The sequence below is a fragment of the Sphingobacterium sp. E70 genome, from assembly GCF_019285695.1.
Classification (GTDB): Bacteria; Bacteroidota; Bacteroidia; order Sphingobacteriales; family Sphingobacteriaceae; genus Sphingobacterium; species Sphingobacterium detergens.
This window is the reverse complement of record NZ_CP079104.1, coordinates 5,961,114-5,980,086: the sequence shown is the minus strand read 5'-3', so window position 1 is coordinate 5,980,086 and position 18,973 is coordinate 5,961,114. Positions and strand designations below refer to the sequence as shown.

At 48.5% G+C, this 18,973-nt stretch carries 22 protein-coding genes and 5 pseudogenes; all 27 read right to left on the bottom strand.

The annotated features are described in order from the left end of the window. Nucleotides 1-12: 12 nt before the first annotated feature. Nucleotides 13-159, bottom strand: coding sequence for a hypothetical protein (locus KUH03_RS50060; RefSeq protein WP_373564588.1), 147 nt, complete (start codon nucleotides 157-159; stop codon nucleotides 13-15). 12 nt (nucleotides 160-171) lie between these two features. Next, nucleotides 172-669 (bottom strand): hypothetical protein, encoded by a 498-nt coding sequence (locus KUH03_RS42745; RefSeq protein ID WP_257090654.1) that lies wholly within the window; start codon nucleotides 667-669, stop codon nucleotides 172-174. Beyond that, on the bottom strand, nucleotides 669-827 hold the full coding sequence (locus KUH03_RS42740; protein WP_257090653.1) for a hypothetical protein: 159 nt from the start codon (nucleotides 825-827) through the stop codon (nucleotides 669-671). The genes KUH03_RS42745 and KUH03_RS42740 overlap by 1 nt, the downstream gene beginning before the upstream one ends. 14 nt (nucleotides 828-841) lie before the next feature. Further along, the gene (locus KUH03_RS42735) at nucleotides 842-1,558 is read right to left on the bottom strand and encodes a TonB-dependent receptor plug domain-containing protein (RefSeq protein ID WP_257090652.1); all 717 of its coding nucleotides are present in this window, start codon (nucleotides 1,556-1,558) and stop codon (nucleotides 842-844) included. Between the two features lie 17 nt (nucleotides 1,559-1,575). Continuing rightward, complete coding sequence (locus KUH03_RS42730; RefSeq protein WP_257090651.1) at nucleotides 1,576-1,923, bottom strand: carboxypeptidase-like regulatory domain-containing protein; 348 nt, start codon at nucleotides 1,921-1,923, stop codon at nucleotides 1,576-1,578. Between the two features lie 313 nt (nucleotides 1,924-2,236). Next, the gene (locus KUH03_RS42725; RefSeq protein ID WP_257090650.1) at nucleotides 2,237-2,482 is read right to left on the bottom strand and encodes an AraC family transcriptional regulator; all 246 of its coding nucleotides are present in this window, start codon (nucleotides 2,480-2,482) and stop codon (nucleotides 2,237-2,239) included. Beyond that, nucleotides 2,479-4,410 carry an ATP-binding protein gene (locus tag KUH03_RS42720; RefSeq protein ID WP_257090649.1) on the bottom strand — a complete coding sequence of 644 codons (1,932 nt, stop codon included), beginning with the start codon at nucleotides 4,408-4,410 and terminating at the stop codon, nucleotides 2,479-2,481. The genes KUH03_RS42725 and KUH03_RS42720 overlap by 4 nt, the downstream gene beginning before the upstream one ends. Beyond that, nucleotides 4,365-5,156 carry a two-component regulator propeller domain-containing protein gene (locus KUH03_RS42715; protein ID WP_257090648.1) on the bottom strand — a complete coding sequence of 264 codons (792 nt, stop codon included), beginning with the start codon at nucleotides 5,154-5,156 and terminating at the stop codon, nucleotides 4,365-4,367. The genes KUH03_RS42720 and KUH03_RS42715 overlap by 46 nt, the downstream gene beginning before the upstream one ends. Next, entirely contained in the window at nucleotides 5,153-5,296 is a 144-nt protein-coding gene (locus KUH03_RS42710; protein ID WP_257090647.1) for a hypothetical protein, read from the bottom strand. Before KUH03_RS42710 ends, KUH03_RS42715 begins: the two co-directional genes overlap by 4 nt. 110 nt (nucleotides 5,297-5,406) lie before the next feature. Continuing rightward, nucleotides 5,407-6,213 (bottom strand): two-component regulator propeller domain-containing protein, encoded by an 807-nt coding sequence (locus KUH03_RS42705; RefSeq protein WP_257090646.1) that lies wholly within the window; start codon nucleotides 6,211-6,213, stop codon nucleotides 5,407-5,409. Nucleotides 6,214-6,287: 74 nt separating this feature from the next. Then, nucleotides 6,288-7,154, bottom strand: a complete 867-nt coding sequence (locus tag KUH03_RS42700) for a glycoside hydrolase family 97 catalytic domain-containing protein (protein ID WP_257090645.1) — start codon at nucleotides 7,152-7,154, stop codon at nucleotides 6,288-6,290. Then, nucleotides 7,082-8,200 carry a glycoside hydrolase family 97 N-terminal domain-containing protein gene (locus tag KUH03_RS42695; protein ID WP_257090644.1) on the bottom strand — a complete coding sequence of 373 codons (1,119 nt, stop codon included), beginning with the start codon at nucleotides 8,198-8,200 and terminating at the stop codon, nucleotides 7,082-7,084. The genes KUH03_RS42700 and KUH03_RS42695 overlap by 73 nt, the downstream gene beginning before the upstream one ends. A gap of 189 nt (nucleotides 8,201-8,389) precedes the next feature. Then, nucleotides 8,390-9,595 carry an alpha-L-arabinofuranosidase C-terminal domain-containing protein gene (locus tag KUH03_RS42690; RefSeq protein ID WP_257090643.1) on the bottom strand — a complete coding sequence of 402 codons (1,206 nt, stop codon included), beginning with the start codon at nucleotides 9,593-9,595 and terminating at the stop codon, nucleotides 8,390-8,392. Then, complete coding sequence (locus KUH03_RS42685; RefSeq protein ID WP_257090642.1) at nucleotides 9,556-10,314, bottom strand: hypothetical protein; 759 nt, start codon at nucleotides 10,312-10,314, stop codon at nucleotides 9,556-9,558. The genes KUH03_RS42690 and KUH03_RS42685 overlap by 40 nt, the downstream gene beginning before the upstream one ends. Before the next feature lie 63 nt (nucleotides 10,315-10,377). Next, on the bottom strand, nucleotides 10,378-10,569 hold the full coding sequence (locus KUH03_RS42680; protein WP_257090641.1) for an alpha-L-arabinofuranosidase C-terminal domain-containing protein: 192 nt from the start codon (nucleotides 10,567-10,569) through the stop codon (nucleotides 10,378-10,380). Continuing rightward, complete coding sequence (locus KUH03_RS42675) at nucleotides 10,551-11,270, bottom strand: alpha-L-arabinofuranosidase C-terminal domain-containing protein (RefSeq protein ID WP_257090640.1); 720 nt, start codon at nucleotides 11,268-11,270, stop codon at nucleotides 10,551-10,553. The genes KUH03_RS42680 and KUH03_RS42675 overlap by 19 nt, the downstream gene beginning before the upstream one ends. A 92-nt stretch (nucleotides 11,271-11,362) precedes the next feature. Next, on the bottom strand, nucleotides 11,363-11,701 hold the full coding sequence (locus tag KUH03_RS42670; protein WP_257090639.1) for a hypothetical protein: 339 nt from the start codon (nucleotides 11,699-11,701) through the stop codon (nucleotides 11,363-11,365). 234 nt (nucleotides 11,702-11,935) lie between these two features. Further along, nucleotides 11,936-12,013, bottom strand: a pseudogene (locus KUH03_RS42665) (hypothetical protein); the annotation flags it as partial. Further along, a pseudogene (locus KUH03_RS42660) lies at nucleotides 11,983-13,076 on the bottom strand (aldose epimerase family protein). The pseudogenes KUH03_RS42660 and KUH03_RS42665, both read right to left, overlap by 31 nt. A 101-nt stretch (nucleotides 13,077-13,177) precedes the next feature. Then, nucleotides 13,178-14,876 (bottom strand): annotated as a pseudogene (locus tag KUH03_RS42655) (sodium/solute symporter). 73 nt (nucleotides 14,877-14,949) lie between these two features. Then, nucleotides 14,950-15,309 (bottom strand): hypothetical protein, encoded by a 360-nt coding sequence (locus tag KUH03_RS42650; protein ID WP_257097860.1) that lies wholly within the window; start codon nucleotides 15,307-15,309, stop codon nucleotides 14,950-14,952. Further along, a pseudogene (locus KUH03_RS42645) lies at nucleotides 15,276-16,449 on the bottom strand (L-arabinose isomerase). The gene KUH03_RS42650 and the pseudogene KUH03_RS42645 overlap by 34 nt, the downstream one beginning before the upstream one ends. After that, nucleotides 16,446-16,946, bottom strand: a complete 501-nt coding sequence (locus tag KUH03_RS42640) for a class II aldolase/adducin family protein (protein ID WP_257090638.1) — start codon at nucleotides 16,944-16,946, stop codon at nucleotides 16,446-16,448. Before KUH03_RS42640 ends, KUH03_RS42645 begins: the two are co-directional and overlap by 4 nt. Nucleotides 16,947-16,968: 22 nt before the next feature. Further along, a pseudogene (araD, locus tag KUH03_RS42635) lies at nucleotides 16,969-17,046 on the bottom strand (L-ribulose-5-phosphate 4-epimerase); the annotation flags it as partial. A 149-nt stretch (nucleotides 17,047-17,195) separates the two neighbouring features. Beyond that, nucleotides 17,196-17,465 carry an FGGY-family carbohydrate kinase gene (locus KUH03_RS47590; RefSeq protein ID WP_306429896.1) on the bottom strand — a complete coding sequence of 90 codons (270 nt, stop codon included), beginning with the start codon at nucleotides 17,463-17,465 and terminating at the stop codon, nucleotides 17,196-17,198. Nucleotides 17,466-17,499: 34 nt separating this feature from the next. After that, nucleotides 17,500-17,898 (bottom strand): FGGY-family carbohydrate kinase, encoded by a 399-nt coding sequence (locus KUH03_RS47585; RefSeq protein ID WP_306429345.1) that lies wholly within the window; start codon nucleotides 17,896-17,898, stop codon nucleotides 17,500-17,502. Further along, nucleotides 17,895-18,857, bottom strand: coding sequence for a hypothetical protein (locus KUH03_RS47580; RefSeq protein WP_306429344.1), 963 nt, complete (start codon nucleotides 18,855-18,857; stop codon nucleotides 17,895-17,897). The genes KUH03_RS47585 and KUH03_RS47580 overlap by 4 nt, the downstream gene beginning before the upstream one ends. Between the last annotated feature and the right edge of the window lie 116 nt (nucleotides 18,858-18,973).

Here is an 18,973-nt window from a genome sequence, read left to right as displayed (position 1 = left end):
GTTTCAGGTCATCTAAAAATCCGATCTTGTCTGCAAACCAGTCTTCTTTGCTGATACGCCATCCGGCAGATACGGAGGGGAAATATCCCCATCGCTTGCCTGCGGGGAAAATCGAAGAGCCATCTGCCCTGAGCTGTCCTTCAAACAGGTATTTTTCATTATAATTATACGCTATCCGGCTAATGATACTCTGTCTCGTATAATTAGAACTATAACCTGAATTAAGGTAATCTGTCGCAGCGGATCCACCTTGTGATAATTCAGGCAGCTGGTTGGAGAGATAATTAAAACGCTGCGCGTCAAAATATTCAAATGCCTTTTACTTTGCTCATAGCCTACAAAAGCATTGATTGCGTGGGCACCAAAGCTACGTTCAAAATTCAGCTTTATATTGCTTGTAATCAAGGATTCATTGGTATGTGATTCGGTCAATGTAGCCTTATTGTTATTTCCGCCGACAATGGATTCTTCGTAAGTATTTTTTGCCGGGTCATACGCATTTAGCACGTAGGGCACACTGAAGTTTTTGCTAAAGTTTGCGGATTTGTCCACCGAAAGAAAACCATCTACGGATAGGCCCGCTACCCAAGGAAGCTGATAGCTTGCTTTGAGTATGCCGTTGAACACCTGTTTGGGATTGTCTACAGTCCCACCGATATCTGTGGCCATTAAGACCGGGTTGGATCCTCAATGCCCCGCGTCGGCAAGCCATTGGGATAATATGCGCTTACCGTAGGATAGGCTCTATAGATGGAACGAAAAATATCGCCGGCAGATGCGATCGGGAATTTACGGTCTTCCTGTCTTCCCGAAAGAGCGAGCCCCACCTTAAAGCCATCGGTTACATTGGCTTCAAGATTTGTTCTGAAATTATACTGCTTGTATTTGGTGACGCCCTTTTTGTATAAGCCATCCTGATAGACCGAACCCAAAGACATAAAATATCGCACATCCTCGGTTCCGCCGGCCACAGACAGATTGTGCTGGCTTTGTATTGCTGCTTTTTCAGGGTGGCATCTGCCCAATCGGTATTGGGGTATAAAAGTGGATCAGATCCGTCCCTGAATTTTTGAATCTGTTCGGTTGAATAAATCTGGTTCATTCCGCCCGAAGAACTATTTCCATAGGCGATTTCATTTCTTAAAATGGCATACGTTGCGGCATCAGCCATTTTAGGCAAGCGCGTCGGTGAACTGACGCCGAGATTTCCGCTATAGGTGATCGAAGGTTTACCGCTTTTTCCACGTTTGGTCGTGACTAAAATAACCCCATTTGCTGCCCTATTCCCATAAATTGCCGCTGAAGCATCTTTCAGCACCGAAATACTTTCAATATCGTTTGGATCCAGACGCTCCAGCCCGCCTATTTGTCCGGGTACTCCATCGACGACAACCAATACGTCATTACTTCCGGTAGTTGCCTGTCCACGCACCGTAATGGACGAACCGTCATAACCGGGCTCACCGCTTCGGTTGTTGATTACCACGCCAGAAAATCGTCCGGCGAGGGAATTGGATAAATTAGGCTGCGGGCTTTTCACGATATCTTTGCCCTTCACTTCAGAAATAGAGCCCGTTAAGGTCGCTTTTTTTGCGTACCATAACCCACCACCACGACATCTTCCAGCACACGGTCGTCTTTTTCAAGCCGGATTATCAGATTTGTGGTTTCGTTCAAGGGGACTCTGTAGGTCTTGTAGCCAATAAAGGAGACCATGAGCACGCCCTTTGCGGCATTCAGTTCAAATTTCCCCGATTTGTCTGTTGAAGTCCCCTTCGCCCCGCCTTCCATAATCACAGTTGCACCTGCGATAGGCTCGTTGGCCATATTCAGGACCTGTCCCGAAATTTTCCCCTGGGCGTATAACAATGTTGGCGCAACGCTCAACACCGTATACAAAGAAACAATTTTTAGGTTGTTCATAAATTTCTATACGAATTAAACAGTAAATAATACAATCTGGCCAGAATAGACAGTGAAGATGATAAGCGATGGTTTACATAGGTTACATCAGATGCATTGCTACTTCCCGCGAGATCTATAATTGATTATATGGTCAAACTTAGGGGATTTTAAAGCTCCAGACCGTATACAAATCCGTCAAATACCATATAGTTTTCGGTCAAAAAGTGGGTTTTCAGTAAAAATCAGCGTGTTTTTCGGCTCATGCCCCCATCCGGTAGCCCGGATCTGGGGCGCTTATACTGTGAAGGTCCTACAAGATATTAGCCCGTGATTAACATCCCTTCGCTCCGGACTTCTGATATTCCGAAGGAAGCTGTCCGAACTCTTCCTTAAAGCATTGCCGAAAGTAAATAGTGCTATTAATTCCGACCATAAAAGAAACTTCGGTCACGTTGTATGTTCCCGAACGCAACAGTTCAGCGGCTTTATGTATCCGTATTTTACGCACGAGCTGATTGATGTTCTTTCCGGTGATCCCTTTTAGTTTGCGATATAAGGTGGATTGGCTCATATTCATCTTTTCTGCCAGGGTAGCAGCATCAATACCTCATCCTGCATATGCTGTTCGACGATTGCCATAAAATCCTGAACAAATGCATTCTCACGCCATAACTCATCTTTTTCGGCTTGCCGGTTTTCTACAAAGTCCGTTGGTTGATCCAATTTGATTTGCTGTAGAACAGCCTTATTCATGGCTTTCTGTTTCCGCAACAGGTTATCAATACGTTTGAGCAATAAGGCTGCGCCGATCGGTTTTGTGAGATACGAATCGACTCCGAGCTCATAGCCTCGCTGCCTGTCCAGGTCCGTATCCCTGGCCGTCAACAGGATTAATGGGATATGGCTTGTCGAACGTTCCGCCTTCAATTTTTCGGCCAGCAGAAAACCATCCATATCGGGCATCATAATGTCGCTTATCAGCAGGTCGGGGATCCTATTTTGTGCAATTTCCAATCCAACCACGCCATTTTCGGCCAGCAAAACTTCGTAAGTTGCGGATAAGGTATCGCCCAGATAGGCGCGTAAATCCGGATCATCTTCCACCAAAAGGATCAATGGACGGCTGACGTCCATCGCGATATCATCAGATTCCGCGATCGATTCCACTATGTTCGGGCTATCGACGCCGACTTTGTTTGCTAAAAAGCGGACGGATACCGTCGTTCCCGCTCCTTCGACGCTTTTAATCTCGATCTTGCCCTGATGGATAGCCGTCAATTCCTTGACCAGGGCCAGCCCTATGCCCGTTCCCTGGATTCCCCGGCCGGGAATCTGATAGAACTTATCGAAAATCCGATCCATTTGGTCCGCAGGGATGCCGCGTCCCGTGTCTTCGATGGATAATACTGCCCAATGGGTTAAATTTGACTGTTCGTACGTAAGGCTCAGCCTGATATGCCCCGAATCCGTATACTTATAGGCGTTGGAAAACAAATTATCTACAATCAACTGTATAATCTCAGCATCAAATAAGGTACGATAATCCGTTGTGGGCAAAATTGCAGCTATCTCGACATTTGGTTTGTTATTTAAGGTCCGATATTTATCCACGATATCGGTGAGCATGTCACTTAAGGTCCCGGCTTCAAGTACAAGCGGTTTAAACTGCGATTCGACCTTCCTGAACTCCAGAAGCTGGTTGACCAATGTAAAAAGCCGATTGGCACTTTTCTGAACCGTATGAACCAATCCTTTGTTTCTGGGAGACAATTGCTCATCGTGGGACAAATCGTCGAGAGGCCCTAAAATAAGTGTTAAAGGCGTGCGCAGTTCATGCGTGATGTGCGTATAGAAATTCATGCGCTCGCTATGCAACTGTTCATCCTGCAGGTGCTGGCGCTCTTTGAGCCGCAGTTCGGACTCGGCCTTTATTCGTTTGATGTAAAAGAAAATAAGGGCATAAATGACCAGCAAAAAGATCAGAAAATAAACAATTTTTGCGGGCAGGCTCAGATAAAATGGCGGTTTGATCTTAATCAGTAAACGTTGGTATGACTGGGACCATTCCCCATTTTTCATGCGTGTGCGAATCAACAGTTCATGATCTCCATAGGGAACATTCCGAAAATCAAGGTTCGTTTCGTTGCCCAGAAAAATCCATTCGTTATTGAGCCCCTGAAGCCGGTATCCAAACTCGACCAATCCATCCAGCGCATAATCCATGACCGCAAGCTCGATACGAAAGCTATTCTCGTTGTGATCAAGCCTGATCTCATCGGATGATGTAAGATATTTGTCTTCCGTTGCATTCGATTCGCCGGAACGGAAAACAATAAAGCGGCTTAGGCGAATCGGAGATTTTGGTAGATTTGAAGGGATTTCATTCGGGTCAAAATAACATATGCCGTCCTGCATACCAAAATAGAGCTGTCCTGCCATATCCCGCCCCACACTTCCGTTTATAAAACCTCCCAATGGCAGGCCGAATGACTGATCGTATTGCAAAAAGCGTTTTCTTTCGGTAAAAAGCGTAGCATTCCTGACTTGGTCGAACACCAGATATGCCCATTTTGATCTTCCGAAAGGCCATTGACAAACAGCCAGGCGGCATCTCCCGGAGGCATTAAAACTGTTAATTCACCAACTTTGCGTTGCGCTTCCTGCAAAGCTATTCCCTGATTGGTCGCAATCCAGATGTTATTATTTTTATCGCGTAGCAAATGATTGACGGTATTATTGCGCAATCCATTGCCGCTATCCATTTTCCGGATCAGCTGTCGATTAACATTATACACGTAGAGCCCCTGCCCATAGGTTCCCACCCAGATATTATCCTGCCCATCCTCGACAAGCGCCCGAGGCGCATAATCGCCCAGCATCGGATCGTTGATCAGTAATTTCTGTACGCTACGATTGTGCGGGTCATAGATAAACAGGCCTTGGTATGCAGCAATCCAGATGGCACCACGGCGATCTTCATAAATCGCGCGAACCTCCGATACGGGTTCACCCAGGTCTATCGTATGCCATGTGGTGGATCCAGCATAGCAAACTGCAACACCGCCTTTGCGTAAACCTAACCAGACATGCTGGTTATGATCCTTGAATGAAGCCAATATAAAATCATCAGGACTACCATTCTTTTGCGTGATCCATTTTCGCAATCTGCCATTTGTGCCCATTTCTACGATTCCGGAGCCTTCGGTCGTCAACCAGACTGCGTCTGTATTTCGAACGATAATATTACTCACTGTTGCAAGCCGATCCGGCAATACGGCTCCTGTCGGGAAAACATTAAAAAGGGTTTGATATGGCTGATCACGCCGACGCCACCGCCATATACTGCGAGCCAGACATTCCCAAATTTGTCGGGTGTGATATGCTGTACCATGGCGTTATTTCCCTTTCCCAGGTCTAGAAGCTGTATTTGCCGGACTCCTTCGACCCTTTTGTCATATCCATAATCCGGCTGTATAACAAAAAGCTGGGATGATTCTGCGCCTATCCAAAGTTTCCCCCAATTTCTTGAATGGCATAAATAAAGGGTTCATTTGCATTTTTAGACGAGCTAGCCAAAGAGATATGCTTTAGCTGACCACTGGCGGTATGGTAGACGGCAAGCCCTTTCCGGGTGCCGATCCAGATATTCCCGTATTGGTCACAAAACAAAACTTTAACCTCGTTGTCGGGAAATTCAGCTCCCGAATTTTGGTAAGTCAACTGTTTTAAAGATCGACGTACCGGATCCAGGATCGTCAATCCTTCTTTGACATGGCCCACATAGAGCATTCCTTTCCGGTCTTCGGCCAAGGACCATATACTGTTTTCCGGGAAACCAGGTAAATTGCTTCTGTTGAAGTGCTGAAATTCTTTGCTGACCGGATCGAAATACTGGATCCCCTGATGATAAGTCGCCAGCCATAGGCCACCATCCCGGGCACGGATCATATCCGTAATATCATTTGTAGCAATGGATTTTGGATCAGCCGGATCATGCACATAATAGCTGAATTTATTTGTCTTTAAATCAAGGACATTCAGCCCATCAGCGCGTGTGCCGATATATAGCTTATTATCGTCATGCAGCAGCGTATTGATCTCGTTGCTATTGACGGTGTTCCCATCTTTCTTTTTGGAAGCATAGTAAGGCTTAAATGCCTTGCCGGCAAATCGGTTTAACCCAAGTTCTGTCGCAACCCACATGAAGCCCTCGTCGTCATGTACAATATCCAGCACCTGCTGGTTTGTCAGACCTTCGGACAGCGAAAAAAACGAGCCCGATCCACCTGTCCAGCTACTGTAAGGCATTGCCCTATTAAGATGAGAACTAGCAACAATTTCTTCATGGGACGACAAAAAAAAGCAAAAAAGAGAAATAAAAACTATTTTCCGTATAATACAACCCCAGCACCCGATTGTAAGGTTAATCTGACAGTTTTCTCGTGGCTTAGACTGATCGTTTTCTGCTCCGACCTGCGCGACTTGTTGTCGCTAATGCAATGCACAAGGTTCTGAGAAAGCATGGGCAGCGCCACCTCAATTGTCTTTTCCTTTCCTTCGGCATTTACTGCAGCGATATACCATTGCTCTTTTTTGCGTCGCGCCAGCACCACATATTTTCCGGGATAACCATCCACAAACAAGGTTTCATCCCAAACGGTTGGCACCTGCTTCATGAAGTCGATCACATGCGCGGGCATTTCCAGTAAATTGTTGGGTGTGATCCCAAAATTCTGTACGGGAGTCTGGAACAATACCGCCGTTGCCAGCTGAAATGTTTCCGTTGTCTTACGGACCGTGCCGCCATTGTTTTCACGGTTATGCCGTTTGTTGAGCAGCACGGGACCAAAATCCATGGCCCCGACAGCATTCCGTATAAAGGGGTGCAAAGTCGCATTGAAAGCTTCGTTATCATTGGCATCCTGAGTAAAGATCAGGTTCTCCGAAGCCAATACCGCTTCACTTCCCACAAAGTTGGGATACATGCGTTCCCAGCCACGGGGCAAGGTACATCCATGGAAGATCACGGTTAGTCCAAAATCATTTGCATCCGCAAGAATATCTTCGTACAACTGCAATGTTTGCTGTTTGTCACCGCCAAAAAAATCCACTTTGATGCCTTTGATTCCAATGGACTGCATCCAGGCCATTTCCTTTTTACGGGCGATGGCCGTATTCATCCGATTTTTAGGCGTCTGTGGTGCGTCGTTCCAGTAGCCGTTGGAGTTGTACCAAAGGCAGAGGCCCACCCTTTCTCCCGGCCATAGGCCGCGAGTTCCTCGATTTTTCGGTGTCCGATCTGTTTGTCCCACCAGTTGTCCACCAGGACAAATTCGTAGCCCAAGGCAGCAGATAGGTCAATGAATTTCTGCTGATCTTCGAAATTGATACTGCCGTCCTGCCACTCCAGCCAGCTCCAGGTGGCGCGGCCAAAGGTATAAGGCTTACTTGCGGCATACTGCGGTTCGACCAGATCGAAGGGAACGGTGGTTTCCACAATAGGTTTTAGCGTACTGCCCACAGTGATCGTGCGCCAGGGCGTAAAACCTGGTAGCGCCAGCGTCGGAGCCGCGTCGCCCATGCCGTTGTTTTCGCCTTTTTCAGGAAATGCAATTTGGTAGAAACCCGATTTTGTGCCCTCGCTGAGCTTAGTCCCGCAGTAGCTTCCATTCACTCCCGTTTCCGAAAGCAGCACCCAGCCCCGGGAGCCGACATGAAACAGCGCCGGAAAAGTGTAACCCACACCGTATTGCGAAGCTACGCCCATCGCCTGATCCGGTACATAGCCTTCTTCATAGCTTGGTTTTGTTTTCTTCCATCCGATCATAGCTGTAGCCTGCGCAGTCAGAAAGGTGCTGGTTGAGGCCGGAAATTTAAAGCCGCTCATTTCTTCCTCGACCCGAAAATTTGCGGGTTCACCGACCTGCGGAATAGCATAGCGAAAAGCAATATCATTATTGCTGACCCTAAAGATCACGACAAGCTGCTGTTTTAAGTCATTCTCCAAGGTACACTGCAGTTCATTTGCCTGATAATGTACCAGCCGACGTTTGATTTTAGGCTCCTCATACTTTTGGTCGATTGTCCGGCTGTCCGAGGCAACCAAATGCAGATTATTGGCAAGATCTACCTTGTCACCCCGCAAGCCCAAAGGCGACAGTTCTAACATTTCCTGGCCAGCCAGGTTCACGCGATAATAAAGCCTGCCCTTGTCTAGCGATAAGTTTACCACCAGTTTTCCGTCCGGTCCGGCTACACGGAGTTCCTGTGCACGCAAGGCTGAAAACAGCAGCATGAAGAACGCGCCAAGGGCGATCCGTTTTTTAGGGTCAATAAATACATCTTATGTTTCATACACATCATTCATCCATTTCATTAAAAGGGCCTTCACTTGCCATATTGATCCGTTTTAGGGTGCCATCGGCACGATATTCAAGGGGTCGGTGCCGATAAAGATGTTTTCCATTGCTTTATAAGCTAACCATTATTTAGTTTGCAGTTTAATCAGGGTAAAGGAATACGGCGCCAGGCTGTCTGTCAGTGCCTTGCCCTTAAACCGGATATCTGCCTGCTTTGGATGTATATTCAGTGGTTCTTCGATGCTGTTGCTGAGATTCAGGTCTTTGCTCGCCAGCGTGATTTTCTGGGCAACAGGCGCAAATTTCCTGTCGGTCGCGATGGCGAAACGCATCGGCATCGGCTTGCTGGTGTAATTGACGACTTTGATCAGCAGTTCCTTCGTATGCTGATCGTATACCGCAGAAGCATACAGGCTATCCCTTCCGGCAACGGGCTGCCCCGCCCTATCGACCGGAATAATATCCGAGCCTTTGTGGGTGGAATATAATTTCTGCACCTGATAGCTCGGCGTTCCATACACGCGGAGATTGTCGACCCAGATCAGATCCGGCGACCATTGCCAGCCATCGACATGTCCGAATAAGGGCGCATAAGAAGCCATCTCGACCACATCCGCGTTGCGTTCGAGCCCGGTCATAAAAGCTGCTTCGGAAAGCGCTGCCTCCCAGGTGCTTTTTCCGGGACCATTAGGCCTTGTGGTATGCGAAGCATATTCACCCGCAAAAATTTTCGGCCCTTTGCGATCATAATTGTCGTAGCGGCTGGCACTGGACAGGAACCAGGATGGCGGCCGATAGTAATGCTCGTCGATGATGTCTATATGCATGGCCCGCAGCCTGTCGTCCAGAAATTCAAAACGCTCCCCTTCGGGGTCCGTTCCCGAACTGGCGATAATGGCGATTTCGGGATGTTTTTCAGCCAAAGCTTTCTTGAATACTGCCAAACGCTCAATATATTGCGGCCCCCAGTTTTCGTTGCCCACACCGATCATCTTGAGGTTGAAGGGCTGCGGGTGCCCCATATCCGCACGTAGTTTACCCCATTTGGTGCTTACCGCTCCATTCGCAAACTCAATCAGATCCAGTGCATCCTGTACGTATTCATCCAGCTGATCCATTGGCACTAGTTCGCCACTGTTAAACTGGCAGGCCATGCCGCAATTGAGGATCGGAACCGGGGCCGCACCAATATCTTCCGCCAGTAAGAAGTACTCATAAAATCCCAGTCCAAAAGTTTGGAAATAATCCGGCGTCAAGCGGTGGCTAAATTCGGTGTTCCAGCGGTTGATGATCAGTTCGCGTTCGTCGATCGGACCCACGGTTTTTTCCACTGGAACCTATTGGCCAGATCCCGGCCCTCGACAATACAGCCTCCGGGGAAGCGGATAAAGCCAGGCTTCATATCTGCCAGCATCTGCACCATATCTTTACGCAGTCCTTTCGGCCTTCCTTTCCAGGTATCCAGCGGAAACAGCGACAGCATGTCCACATCCAATATCCCTGCGCCTGTAAACCATACTTTTAGCTTTGCCTTGCCCGTCGTAGCCGTAGCCTGTAACCTCAGCGCAGTCTCTGTCCAGGTAGCTGTTGATTGCAAGGGCGTTTGCGCTTCAGCGATCACGCGCTCCCCTTCGTCCAGCAAGGCCACATGGACCTGCATGCCCGGGGCATTACTTCGATGCTGCAGGCTAAATTCGTAGGTTGCATCCGCTTTGATGCCCATGCCCCGAAAGCCCTCATTCTGTAAACCCAGCTTGCTTTCCGCATTATTCGTTAACCGCACATAGCGCTTATTGCCTTTGCGCTGCCCATCATTAAGCAAGAGGTAAGCCCCTTCGCCCGAAGTATGTTCCAGTTTTTTCCATCCCATCCAAGGGTTGTCAAATTCAAAGGATCTATTTTTGACCAGCTCGGCATAGATCCCACCGTCCGCTCCCAGGTTGATATCTTCAAAAAATACACCCCACATATGCGGTGATATCTTTCCTTTGGGCTTATCCAGCTGTATATCTAATTCAACCGGCAGCTGTGCTGCTGCCGACGCTGCCAATCCCGTTGCCAGCAGCAACATTGAAATCTTTTTTTCATCCATCCAGATTGATCCATTGCCATATTAATTAAGTTCCAATACAATCACAGAAAATGCTGGGACCTCGATATCTACAAGCCCATTTTGAACCTTCGCCTTGTTGTAGGCTACGGGCAGGATTTTCTTCGGTATTTTAAAAGAGTTGTAATCCTGCAGCTTGTCCGCCCGTAGGATTCTTCCCGAGACTGTTGAAGCTTTCAGTCCGCCCAGGTCCACACGAATACGGTTTGTTTTTTTTTGGGATCGATATTGACGAGGGAAATATGTGTGCGTCCCTTCGTGTCCTGCGAAGCCGAAGCCGATACCGCCGGAAGTTTTTCGCCGTTAAATTCAAAATCTGCCGAGTGCAGTGTAATCGGGATCAATTTTGCATCCTGATGCACCTTATACATCTCCATGACGTGATAGGTCGGTGTTAGGATCATGCTTTTGCCGGATGTTAGGATCACGGCCTGCAGCACATTGATCGCCTGTGCCAGATTCGCCATTTTGACACGGCGGGCGTTGTTATTGAAGATGTTCAGGGTCATTCCCGCAATCATGGCATCGCGCATGGTATTTTGTTGGTACAGAAAGCCCGGGTTTGTGCCCGGCTCCACATCATACCAGCCGCCCCATTCATCCACGATCAGATCAATATTTCCTTTGGGGTCATATTTGTCCATGATAGCGATATTCTTTTCCACCAGTTCATTCATAAACCAGGCCGACTTCATCGTTTTAAAGTACTCCGATTCCGAAAATTCCGTTGCTGAGCCCTTTTTGTCCCAATTGATCACCGCATAATGATGCAGGCCCATTCCCTTCATCAGGCTGCCGGGAATATTTTTGAGGAGTGTTTCCGTCCAGTTATAATCCGCACTGTTGGCCCCCGAAGCAATCCGGTACAAACCAGCGCCATTGGTCCAGTCCGACATAAAGGTGGCGTACTTGCGGTAGATATCCGTATAGTAGTCCACGGTCATATTGCCGCCGCAGCCCCAGGATTCATTTCCGACACCCCAGAATTTTACTTTCCAGGGCTCCTGGCGTCCATTTTACGCCTCAGGTCCGACATCGGACTTTTGCCGGCAAAATTTACATATTGCACCCAGTCCGCCAGCTCCTGCACCTCGCCGCTGCCCACATTTCCGGCCAGATACGGTTCAGCGCCCAGCAGTTCGCACATGTTCAGAAAATCATGCGTACCAAAAGAATTATCCTCGGTCACGCCACCCCACCAATTGTTCACCATACTGGGACGTTGCGCCTTGGGGCCGATGCCATCCTTCCAATGGTACGTATCCGCAAAGCAGCCGCCGGGCCAACGTAGGTTGGGGATATTCAGGTTCTTGAGCGCTTCGATCACATCCGTCCGTACGCCATTGGCATGCGGAATCGAATCATTCTTTTCCCCACATAAAATCCATCGTAAATACAGCGGCCCAGGTGTTCGGCAAAATGGCCGTAAATATGTTTGCTGATCGTGATATCCTTTGCCGAAGGCTCCAGTTTTATGCTGCTCTGTCCCAGGCTTAGGCCGAGATCAGCATAAAAGCAATTCCAAGTTTTAAATTAAGTTTTCTCATAAAATACTTTTATTTTACCGTAAAGCGATATGTTGTTTTCGAACTATACTTTTCCCCGGTTTCAATACCGTAGATGCGAAATTGGGGTGGTTTGGAGCATCCGGGAAATGCTGCGTTTCGAGGCAGAAAGCCGAGCGGAAAGGATAGCTTTTTCCGGCTTTTCCTTGGGATCATCCGCCGTCATAAAATTGCCGCTGTAGAACTGGAGCCCAGGTTCGGTGGTAAAGACCTCCATCTGGATCCCTGTTTTGGGAGCATACACAGTGGCGACTTTCTGAAAACCCGCTTTCTTGTCGAGCTCAAAATTATGGTCATAGCCTTTGCCGATCTTCAGCTGCGCATTTTCATCCTCAATATGGGCGCCCACGAGCCGTGGTTTTGTAAAATCAAATGCCGTACCCGACACCGGCAGGCTTTTTCCTGTTGGGATCAGCGTATTGTCAACTTCCGTGATTGCTTTCGCATCAATCTGCAGCTCATGATCCAGGATGGAGGGATCACCGGCACCATTGAGGTTAAAATAAGCATGATTGGTCAGGTTTAGAACCGTTTCTTTATCCGTCGTGGCCTGATAGGCGATTTCGAGGCCACCATTTTCTTCCAGTGTATAAGTGACCTGCATCTTGACCGTGCCCGGATATCCAGCCTCCTGATCCGGAGAGTTATAGGCCAGGGTAATTGAAGTATCGCTATTGCTGACCAGATCCCAGACCTTGTTGTATACCCCATTGGTACCACCGTGAAGCGAATTCTCGCCATCGTTTTTTCCAGTGCATAGGATTTACCGTTCAGTGTAAAGGAAGCTTTGCCGATACGGTTGCCGTAACGCCCCACGATCGCGCCGTAAAAATTATCCGCATTATCCTTATATTCTTTAGCCGAATCGTATCCCAAAATCACATCAGTCATTCCGCCATTCTTTTCGGGAACGCTCAGGCTCACCAGCCGGGCGCCATAATTTGTTAGCGTCAGGTCAAGTTTATTGTTCTTCAGGCGGAATAAACGGACATCCTTTCCATCGATCCGGCTATCAAAAGCAGAATTTGAGACCGTATCCTGCCCAGTCTGCTGCGGGCTGTTTTTTGTTGCATTGGACTGGCAGCCACAAGTCAATAAAGCGCAGGCCAGCAGGCTTATAATCAGTTTATCTTTCATCTTTGTTTAAGTTTATAATCCAGCTTTCGATGGATTTTCTCCCGGTTAAGCCGGGAGAAGGTTTACACAAATTGATTTATTGTTCGGCGGCAGGACCTATCCTACCAAAAACGAACATAAATTGCCGTTACCATTAATAGCGTAACCACGATCAGCGCCAGTACGGAGGGTTCCACTTTAAACATGGCGCGGTCCAGGACAAATGCTTTTGGATTGATTTTTGGCCCGAAAAGGCTGACGCCGATCATGGCCAACAGGGTAAAGACAAATGCCAAGCCCATGCAGATCTGGAAAGGGATCTCATAAACGCCTGCTTTATTGGGATACGCCGTATAGAGCCATGTTTCGGGACCAAAGACCTTGGTTGCGAACTCATTAAAAAATATCGACAGCGCGAAACCCGAAATCAGGCCCGTGATCGCTGCTGCACCGGTCGTTCTTTTCCAGAACATCCCCAATAAAAACATCGCAAAAACACCGGGACTGATAAAACCCGTGTACTTTTGGATAAATGTAAATCCACCGGCACCGCCGATTCCCAGGCTGTCATTCCAGGTAAACAATACCGAAAGTAAAATCGAAACGACGATCGTAATTTTGCCCACCCAGACCATCTTTGTTTCGCTGGCCCCCTTATGGATGTATTTCCGATAGATGTCCAGCGTAAAGATCGTCGCGATGCTGTTTGCTTTTCCTGCCAATCCCGCGACAATGGCTGCTGTAAGCGCTGCCAGCGCCAGTCCTTTCATGCCATTGGGCAGGTAGCCCAAGATCGCTGAATACGCATTATCTGCATGGAATACTCCGCCGGGGGCCATCTCCTGCTGCAAGGCCCCATTTTTATAGAGAACATAAGCCGCAATCCCCGGAAGCATCACAATGATGGGCATAAATAGCTTGAGAAAACCCGCAAAAGGATCCCCGTGCGTGCCGTCTTTAGATCGGCGCCCAAGGCCCTTTGCGTGATATACTGGTTGCAGCCCCAGTAATTGAGGTTGACAATCCATATCCCCGCCAGGTACATGCCGATTCCCGGCAGCATCAGGTATTTATTGATTTCCTCCTGACTGGCCCCGGCCGCAGGTTTCTCGACAAATAAGTTGAAATGTTCCGGCGCATCTTCCATGAGCTTGTTAAATCCGGCAAGGACATCCCTGCCCAGTCCAAAATGCTCGCTCACCAGGGTCAGCGCCACATAGGTCGTGGCGATCCCGCCCACAATCAGTACAACTACCTGGATGACATCCGTAAAACCGATCACACGCATTCCGCCGAGCGTAATAATGACCGCAAATACGGCAAGGGCCACGGTGATGGTATGGAAACTATCCCCACCGCCGGCCATACTCGAAATGGCGATGGCACCCAGGTATAAAATCGAAGTCAGGTTGACAAATACATATAAAAACAGCCAGAAAATAGCCATGATCAAGCTGGTCGTCTCATTGTACCGATTATTTAGAAACTGCGGCATCGTGAAGATCTTGTTTTTCAGGTAAACCGGTATAAACCATACCGCCACAATAATCAGGGCGACTGCAGCGATCAGTTCGTAGGCCGCAACCGCAATGCCAACCTCAAAACCATTACCGCTCATGCCGATAAACTGTTCCGCCGAAATATTCGAGGCAATCAATGAGGATCCGATGGCCCACCAGGTCAATGAACCTTCGGCCAAAAATAATCCTTGCTGCTACTTAAGCTGCTGGTTTTTTGACGATAAATATAATAGCCGTATCCCGCCACAATGAAGAAGTAAACCACGAAGATCACGTAGTCCACCATTGCAAATTTTTCCATATTTTCCCTAATTGGTTATTTTATCAAGTGATCTTCGAATTTCTGAATAGGATCCGAAGATCAGCTGTACCTATTATTTACCAAGTAAATAATACAGTTCATTCCATTTCAATTGATCTTCGAGCTTGCCCACGGTGGTATCCTCGTCGATCAGCACATATTCTATCCCCGCCATACGCGCAAAATCTTGCAGGTATTCAGGCGTCAGGCAGAGGCTATAAGCCGTATGGTGAGCGCCGCCGGCAAGGATCCAGGCACTGCAGCCCGTTTTCATATCCGGAAGCGGCTTCCACAGCACACGTGCAACGGGAAGATTTGGCAGTTCGGCCTGTACCTCAACACCCAATACCTTGTTGACTATCAAACGGAAATGTGTTCCCATGTCTACCAATGATGCATTCAAAGCATCGCCAGATTGGCCATTGAAAACCAGCCGGGCTGGATCTGCTTTGCCTCCGATGCCCAGGGGTGAACCTCAATACGTGGTTTTCCAACAGCCAGTGCCGGGTCTACTTCCAGCATATGCGAGCCCAGCACCATGGCATCCTGCGGATCAAAATGATAGGTATAATCCTCCATAAAGGCGGTGGTTCCAACCAAACCCGCGCCCATGACCTTACAGGCCCTGACCAATGCTGGCGTCTTCCAGTCCCCTTCACCGGCAAAACCGTAACCTTCGGCCATCAGGCGCTGTACCGCCAACCCCGGAAGCTGCACCATGCCATGCAGATCTTCAAACGTATCCGTAAAGCCCTTAAAGTTTCCCTGTTTCAAAAACTTGCGCAGTCCCACCTCAATCTTAGCCGCCTCAATGAGATTATTATGGAATTCGGCACCCGCCTTCACATTATCCGCCAGTTCATAATTGGCTTCATACACCGCTAAAAGCGCGTTGATTTCATCCGCCGTACTGGCGTTGATGACCTCGACCAGGTCCCCAATGGCATAAGTGTTTACTGAAAAACCAAATTTTGTTTCTGCTTCCACCTTGTCGCCATCTGTCACGGCCACATAGCGCATATTATCCCCAAAGCGCGCAAATTTGCCCCCTGCCAGTCGTGCCAGCCCGCTGCCGCCCGGCACCAGACATTGATGCGTTCCAGTACCTCTGTATCCTGCCAATGCCCCGTCACGACCTTACGGCCTATTTTGAGGCGGCTGACGATATGCCCAAATTCGCGGTCACCATGTGCACTCTGATTTAAATTCATAAAATCCATATCGATGCCGCTCCAGGGGATGTCGCGATTGTACTGCGTATGGAGATGCAATAGAGGCTTTTGCAATGCCTTTAAGCCCCGTATCCACATTTTCGCCGGCGAGAACGTGTGCATCCAGGTGATGATTCCGATGCAATTTGCCGTACTATTTGCGGCCGTTAGCGTCGCAAAGATTTCATCCGTATTTTTACGATCGGTTTATACTTCACCATTACCGGAATCAGGGTCTGGGTATTCAGATAATGTGCAATTTCTTCCGCATGTGCTGCGACCTGTTTTAATGTTTCTTCACCGTATAGGTCCTGGCTGCCAACGACAAACCAGACCTCAAGTTCTTTTAGATTGATATTCATTTTTCAATATTAATTTCGTTATAGATTTTGGAAAGCAGCAGGTTACTGGCCATAGTAGGCATTTGTACCATGCTTGCGCTCGTAATGTTTTTGATCAATGCCGGTTTCAGGCGTGCGGCATCCGGGTTGATCTGCTCCGTCAGCCAGGCCATTTTGGCCACCTGTTCAAGCACGGCACTGTTGTACACAGACTTCATTCCATCCTTACCCCAGACAAATGGCGCATGATTTCCGACAAGGATCATTTCCACCTCCTTATAGTCCAGTTGCTGCTGATCAAAGTGGTTGATGATCTGAAAGCCCGTTTCATGTTCGTAGTTGCCGGCAATCATTGCATCGTCCATTGGCGGCGCACAGGGGATATCCGAGGTTAAGTGATCGGCATGTGTCGTCCCGAAAATGGGGATATCCCTTTGCTTTGCGCCCAAGCCGTGGCATAAGTAGAGTGAGTATGCGTAATGCCCCGATCTCCGGCCAATGTTTGTATAGCACAGCATGCGTTTTGGTATCCGAGGAAGGCCTCAGATTACCTTCGATCACCCTACCCTCAAAGTCCACCACCACCATCAGTTCGGGCGACAGTTCTTCGTAGGGCACACCACTGGGTTTAATCGCAAAACGCCCTGCTGACGGTCGACAACACTCACATTTCCAAATGTAAAAGCACCAGTCCCAACTGAGGCAGCTGCATATTGCAGCGGTAAGCCTCTTCTTTAATTGAATTATACATAGTACTCATTTTGTGATTAAACAGTAACAGGCATTGATACCCTATGCTCTACAAAGGCACCGAGGGCTTTGTATTTTTCATAACGTTCGGCATAGATGGACAGCTGTTCCTGCTGAGGTTCATAGGTACGTTCAAAGCCCTGGCCCATGGCTTGCATGGCATCCTCCACCCGATCGTACAATCCGGCAGCCGTGGCTGCAAACATGGCGGCACCAAGCGCACAGGTCTGCTCGCTTTTGTGGATACGAATCGGCATGTTCATGACATTGGCCATCATCTGCATAATAAAAGGCGATTTTTGGCCACGCCACCGAGGCCGATCAAGCCTTTATCGGGATGCCCTGATCCACAAAGCGCTCCACGATGGCTTTGGCCCCAAAGCAGGTCGCCTCGACAATCGCCCGAAAGACCGCCGGCGCATCCGTACCCAGCTGCAAACCCATGATTGCCGCTTTGAGCGACTGATCCGCGTCTGGCGTCCGACGGCCATTGAGCCAGTCCACCGCCAGTTCCGAATCCACAGTAAGCGGTAATGCGGCCGCCTTTTCGCTTAATCGCAACAATAATTTTTCCTCCATTGCCGTCAGGATGTTTTCGCGCACCGCGTCGCTAAGGTCCTCCAGTTCCGGCAGCAGGTTATAAGCCGGCCATAACAGCAGCTGTTTTAACCAGGCATAGGCATCACCAAAGGCAGACTGCCCGGCCTCCATGCCGATCATTCCAGGGATAATGGAACCGTCCACCTGCCCACAGATCCCTTGACCAATACATCCGCCAGCTCTTCTTTTGGTGCAACCAGCATATCGCAGGTGGATGTTCCCATGACTTTGCTCAGGTAATAAGGTTCAATCTGTCCGCCCACGGCACCCATATGGCAATCAAATGCGCCCACACCAACGACAACGGAGGTCGAAAGACCTAGACGCTCTGCCCATTCCGGCGAAAGGTGGCCCGCCGGCTTATCCGATGTATAAGTTTCTGAAAACAGACGATCGACAAAGCCGTCCAGCAAGGGATCGATACCCGCGAAGAATTCATTGGGAGGCAAGCCCGCAAACTCAGCCGCCCAAAGCGATTTATGTCCGGCCGCACAGACACTACGCTTGATCGCGCTGGCCTGTTTTCCACCTGTTAACAAAAATGGAATATAGTCACAGTGTTCCACCCAGCTAAATGTTGCTTGGCGTACCTGCGGATCTACTCTAACGGTATGGAGCAATTTGGCCCAGAACCACTCCGAGGAATAAATGCCCCCTACATATTTCAGGTAATTAACAGCGTAGCCTTGGGTATACCGATTAATCTCTTTGGCCTCCTTGACAGCGGTATGATCTTTCCAGAGGATGAACATGGCATTGGGATTGTCCTTGAACTCTGGCAGTAATGCCAGTGGCACACCCGCTTCGTTCACAGCAACCGGTGTGGAACCCGTGGTGTCCACCGAAATTGCTTTTACCAGCTCCCCGATATTTTGTATCCCGGATTTTTGTAAACAATCTTTTACAGTGGCCTCCAGGCCTTCGATGTAATCCAGGGGATGTTGTCTGAACTGGCTGTGGGCGGCATTGCAAAACTCACCCCTTTTCCAGCGCGGATAATAAAATACGGAAGACGAAATCTCCGCCCCACAACTTGCATCAACCAAGATTGAACGGACAGAATCGCTGCCATAATCCACCCCGATGACATATGATTTACTCATTTTAACTGAATTTGGTTTATAATCTATAATTCGATTTAAAGCTTACTTTTTGGTGTTTGTCCAGCAGGATAATCGGCCCAAAATTAATTAGT

Bases quoted from the DNA above. Each gene is read 5' to 3' on its own strand.
- KUH03_RS50060 (WP_373564588.1), bottom strand. From the start codon at position 159: ATGAAAAATACCTGTTTGAAGGACAGCTCAGGGCAGATGGCTCTTCGA.
- KUH03_RS42745 (WP_257090654.1), bottom strand. From the start codon at position 669: ATGGCCACAGATATCGGTGGGACTGTAGACAATCCCAAACAGGTGTTC.
- KUH03_RS42730 (WP_257090651.1), bottom strand. From the start codon at position 1,923: ATGAACAACCTAAAAATTGTTTCTTTGTATACGGTGTTGAGCGTTGCG.
- KUH03_RS42725 (WP_257090650.1), bottom strand. From the start codon at position 2,482: ATGAATATGAGCCAATCCACCTTATATCGCAAACTAAAAGGGATCACC.
- KUH03_RS42710 (WP_257090647.1), bottom strand. From the start codon at position 5,296: ATGGTACAGCATATCACACCCGACAAATTTGGGAATGTCTGGCTCGCA.
- KUH03_RS42705 (WP_257090646.1), bottom strand. From the start codon at position 6,213: ATGCCTTACAGTAGCTGGACAGGTGGATCGGGCTCGTTTTTTTCGCTG.
- KUH03_RS42695 (WP_257090644.1), bottom strand. From the start codon at position 8,200: ATGCTGCTGTTTTCAGCCTTGCGTGCACAGGAACTCCGTGTAGCCGGA.
- KUH03_RS42675 (WP_257090640.1), bottom strand. From the start codon at position 11,270: ATGTCGGACTGGACCAATGGCGCTGGTTTGTACCGGATTGCTTCGGGG.
- KUH03_RS42640 (WP_257090638.1), bottom strand. From the start codon at position 16,946: ATGCTGTGCTATACAAACATTGGCCGGAGATCGGGGCATTACGCATAC.
- KUH03_RS47585 (WP_306429345.1), bottom strand. From the start codon at position 17,898: ATGATCGGCATGGAGGCCGGGCAGTCTGCCTTTGGTGATGCCTATGCC.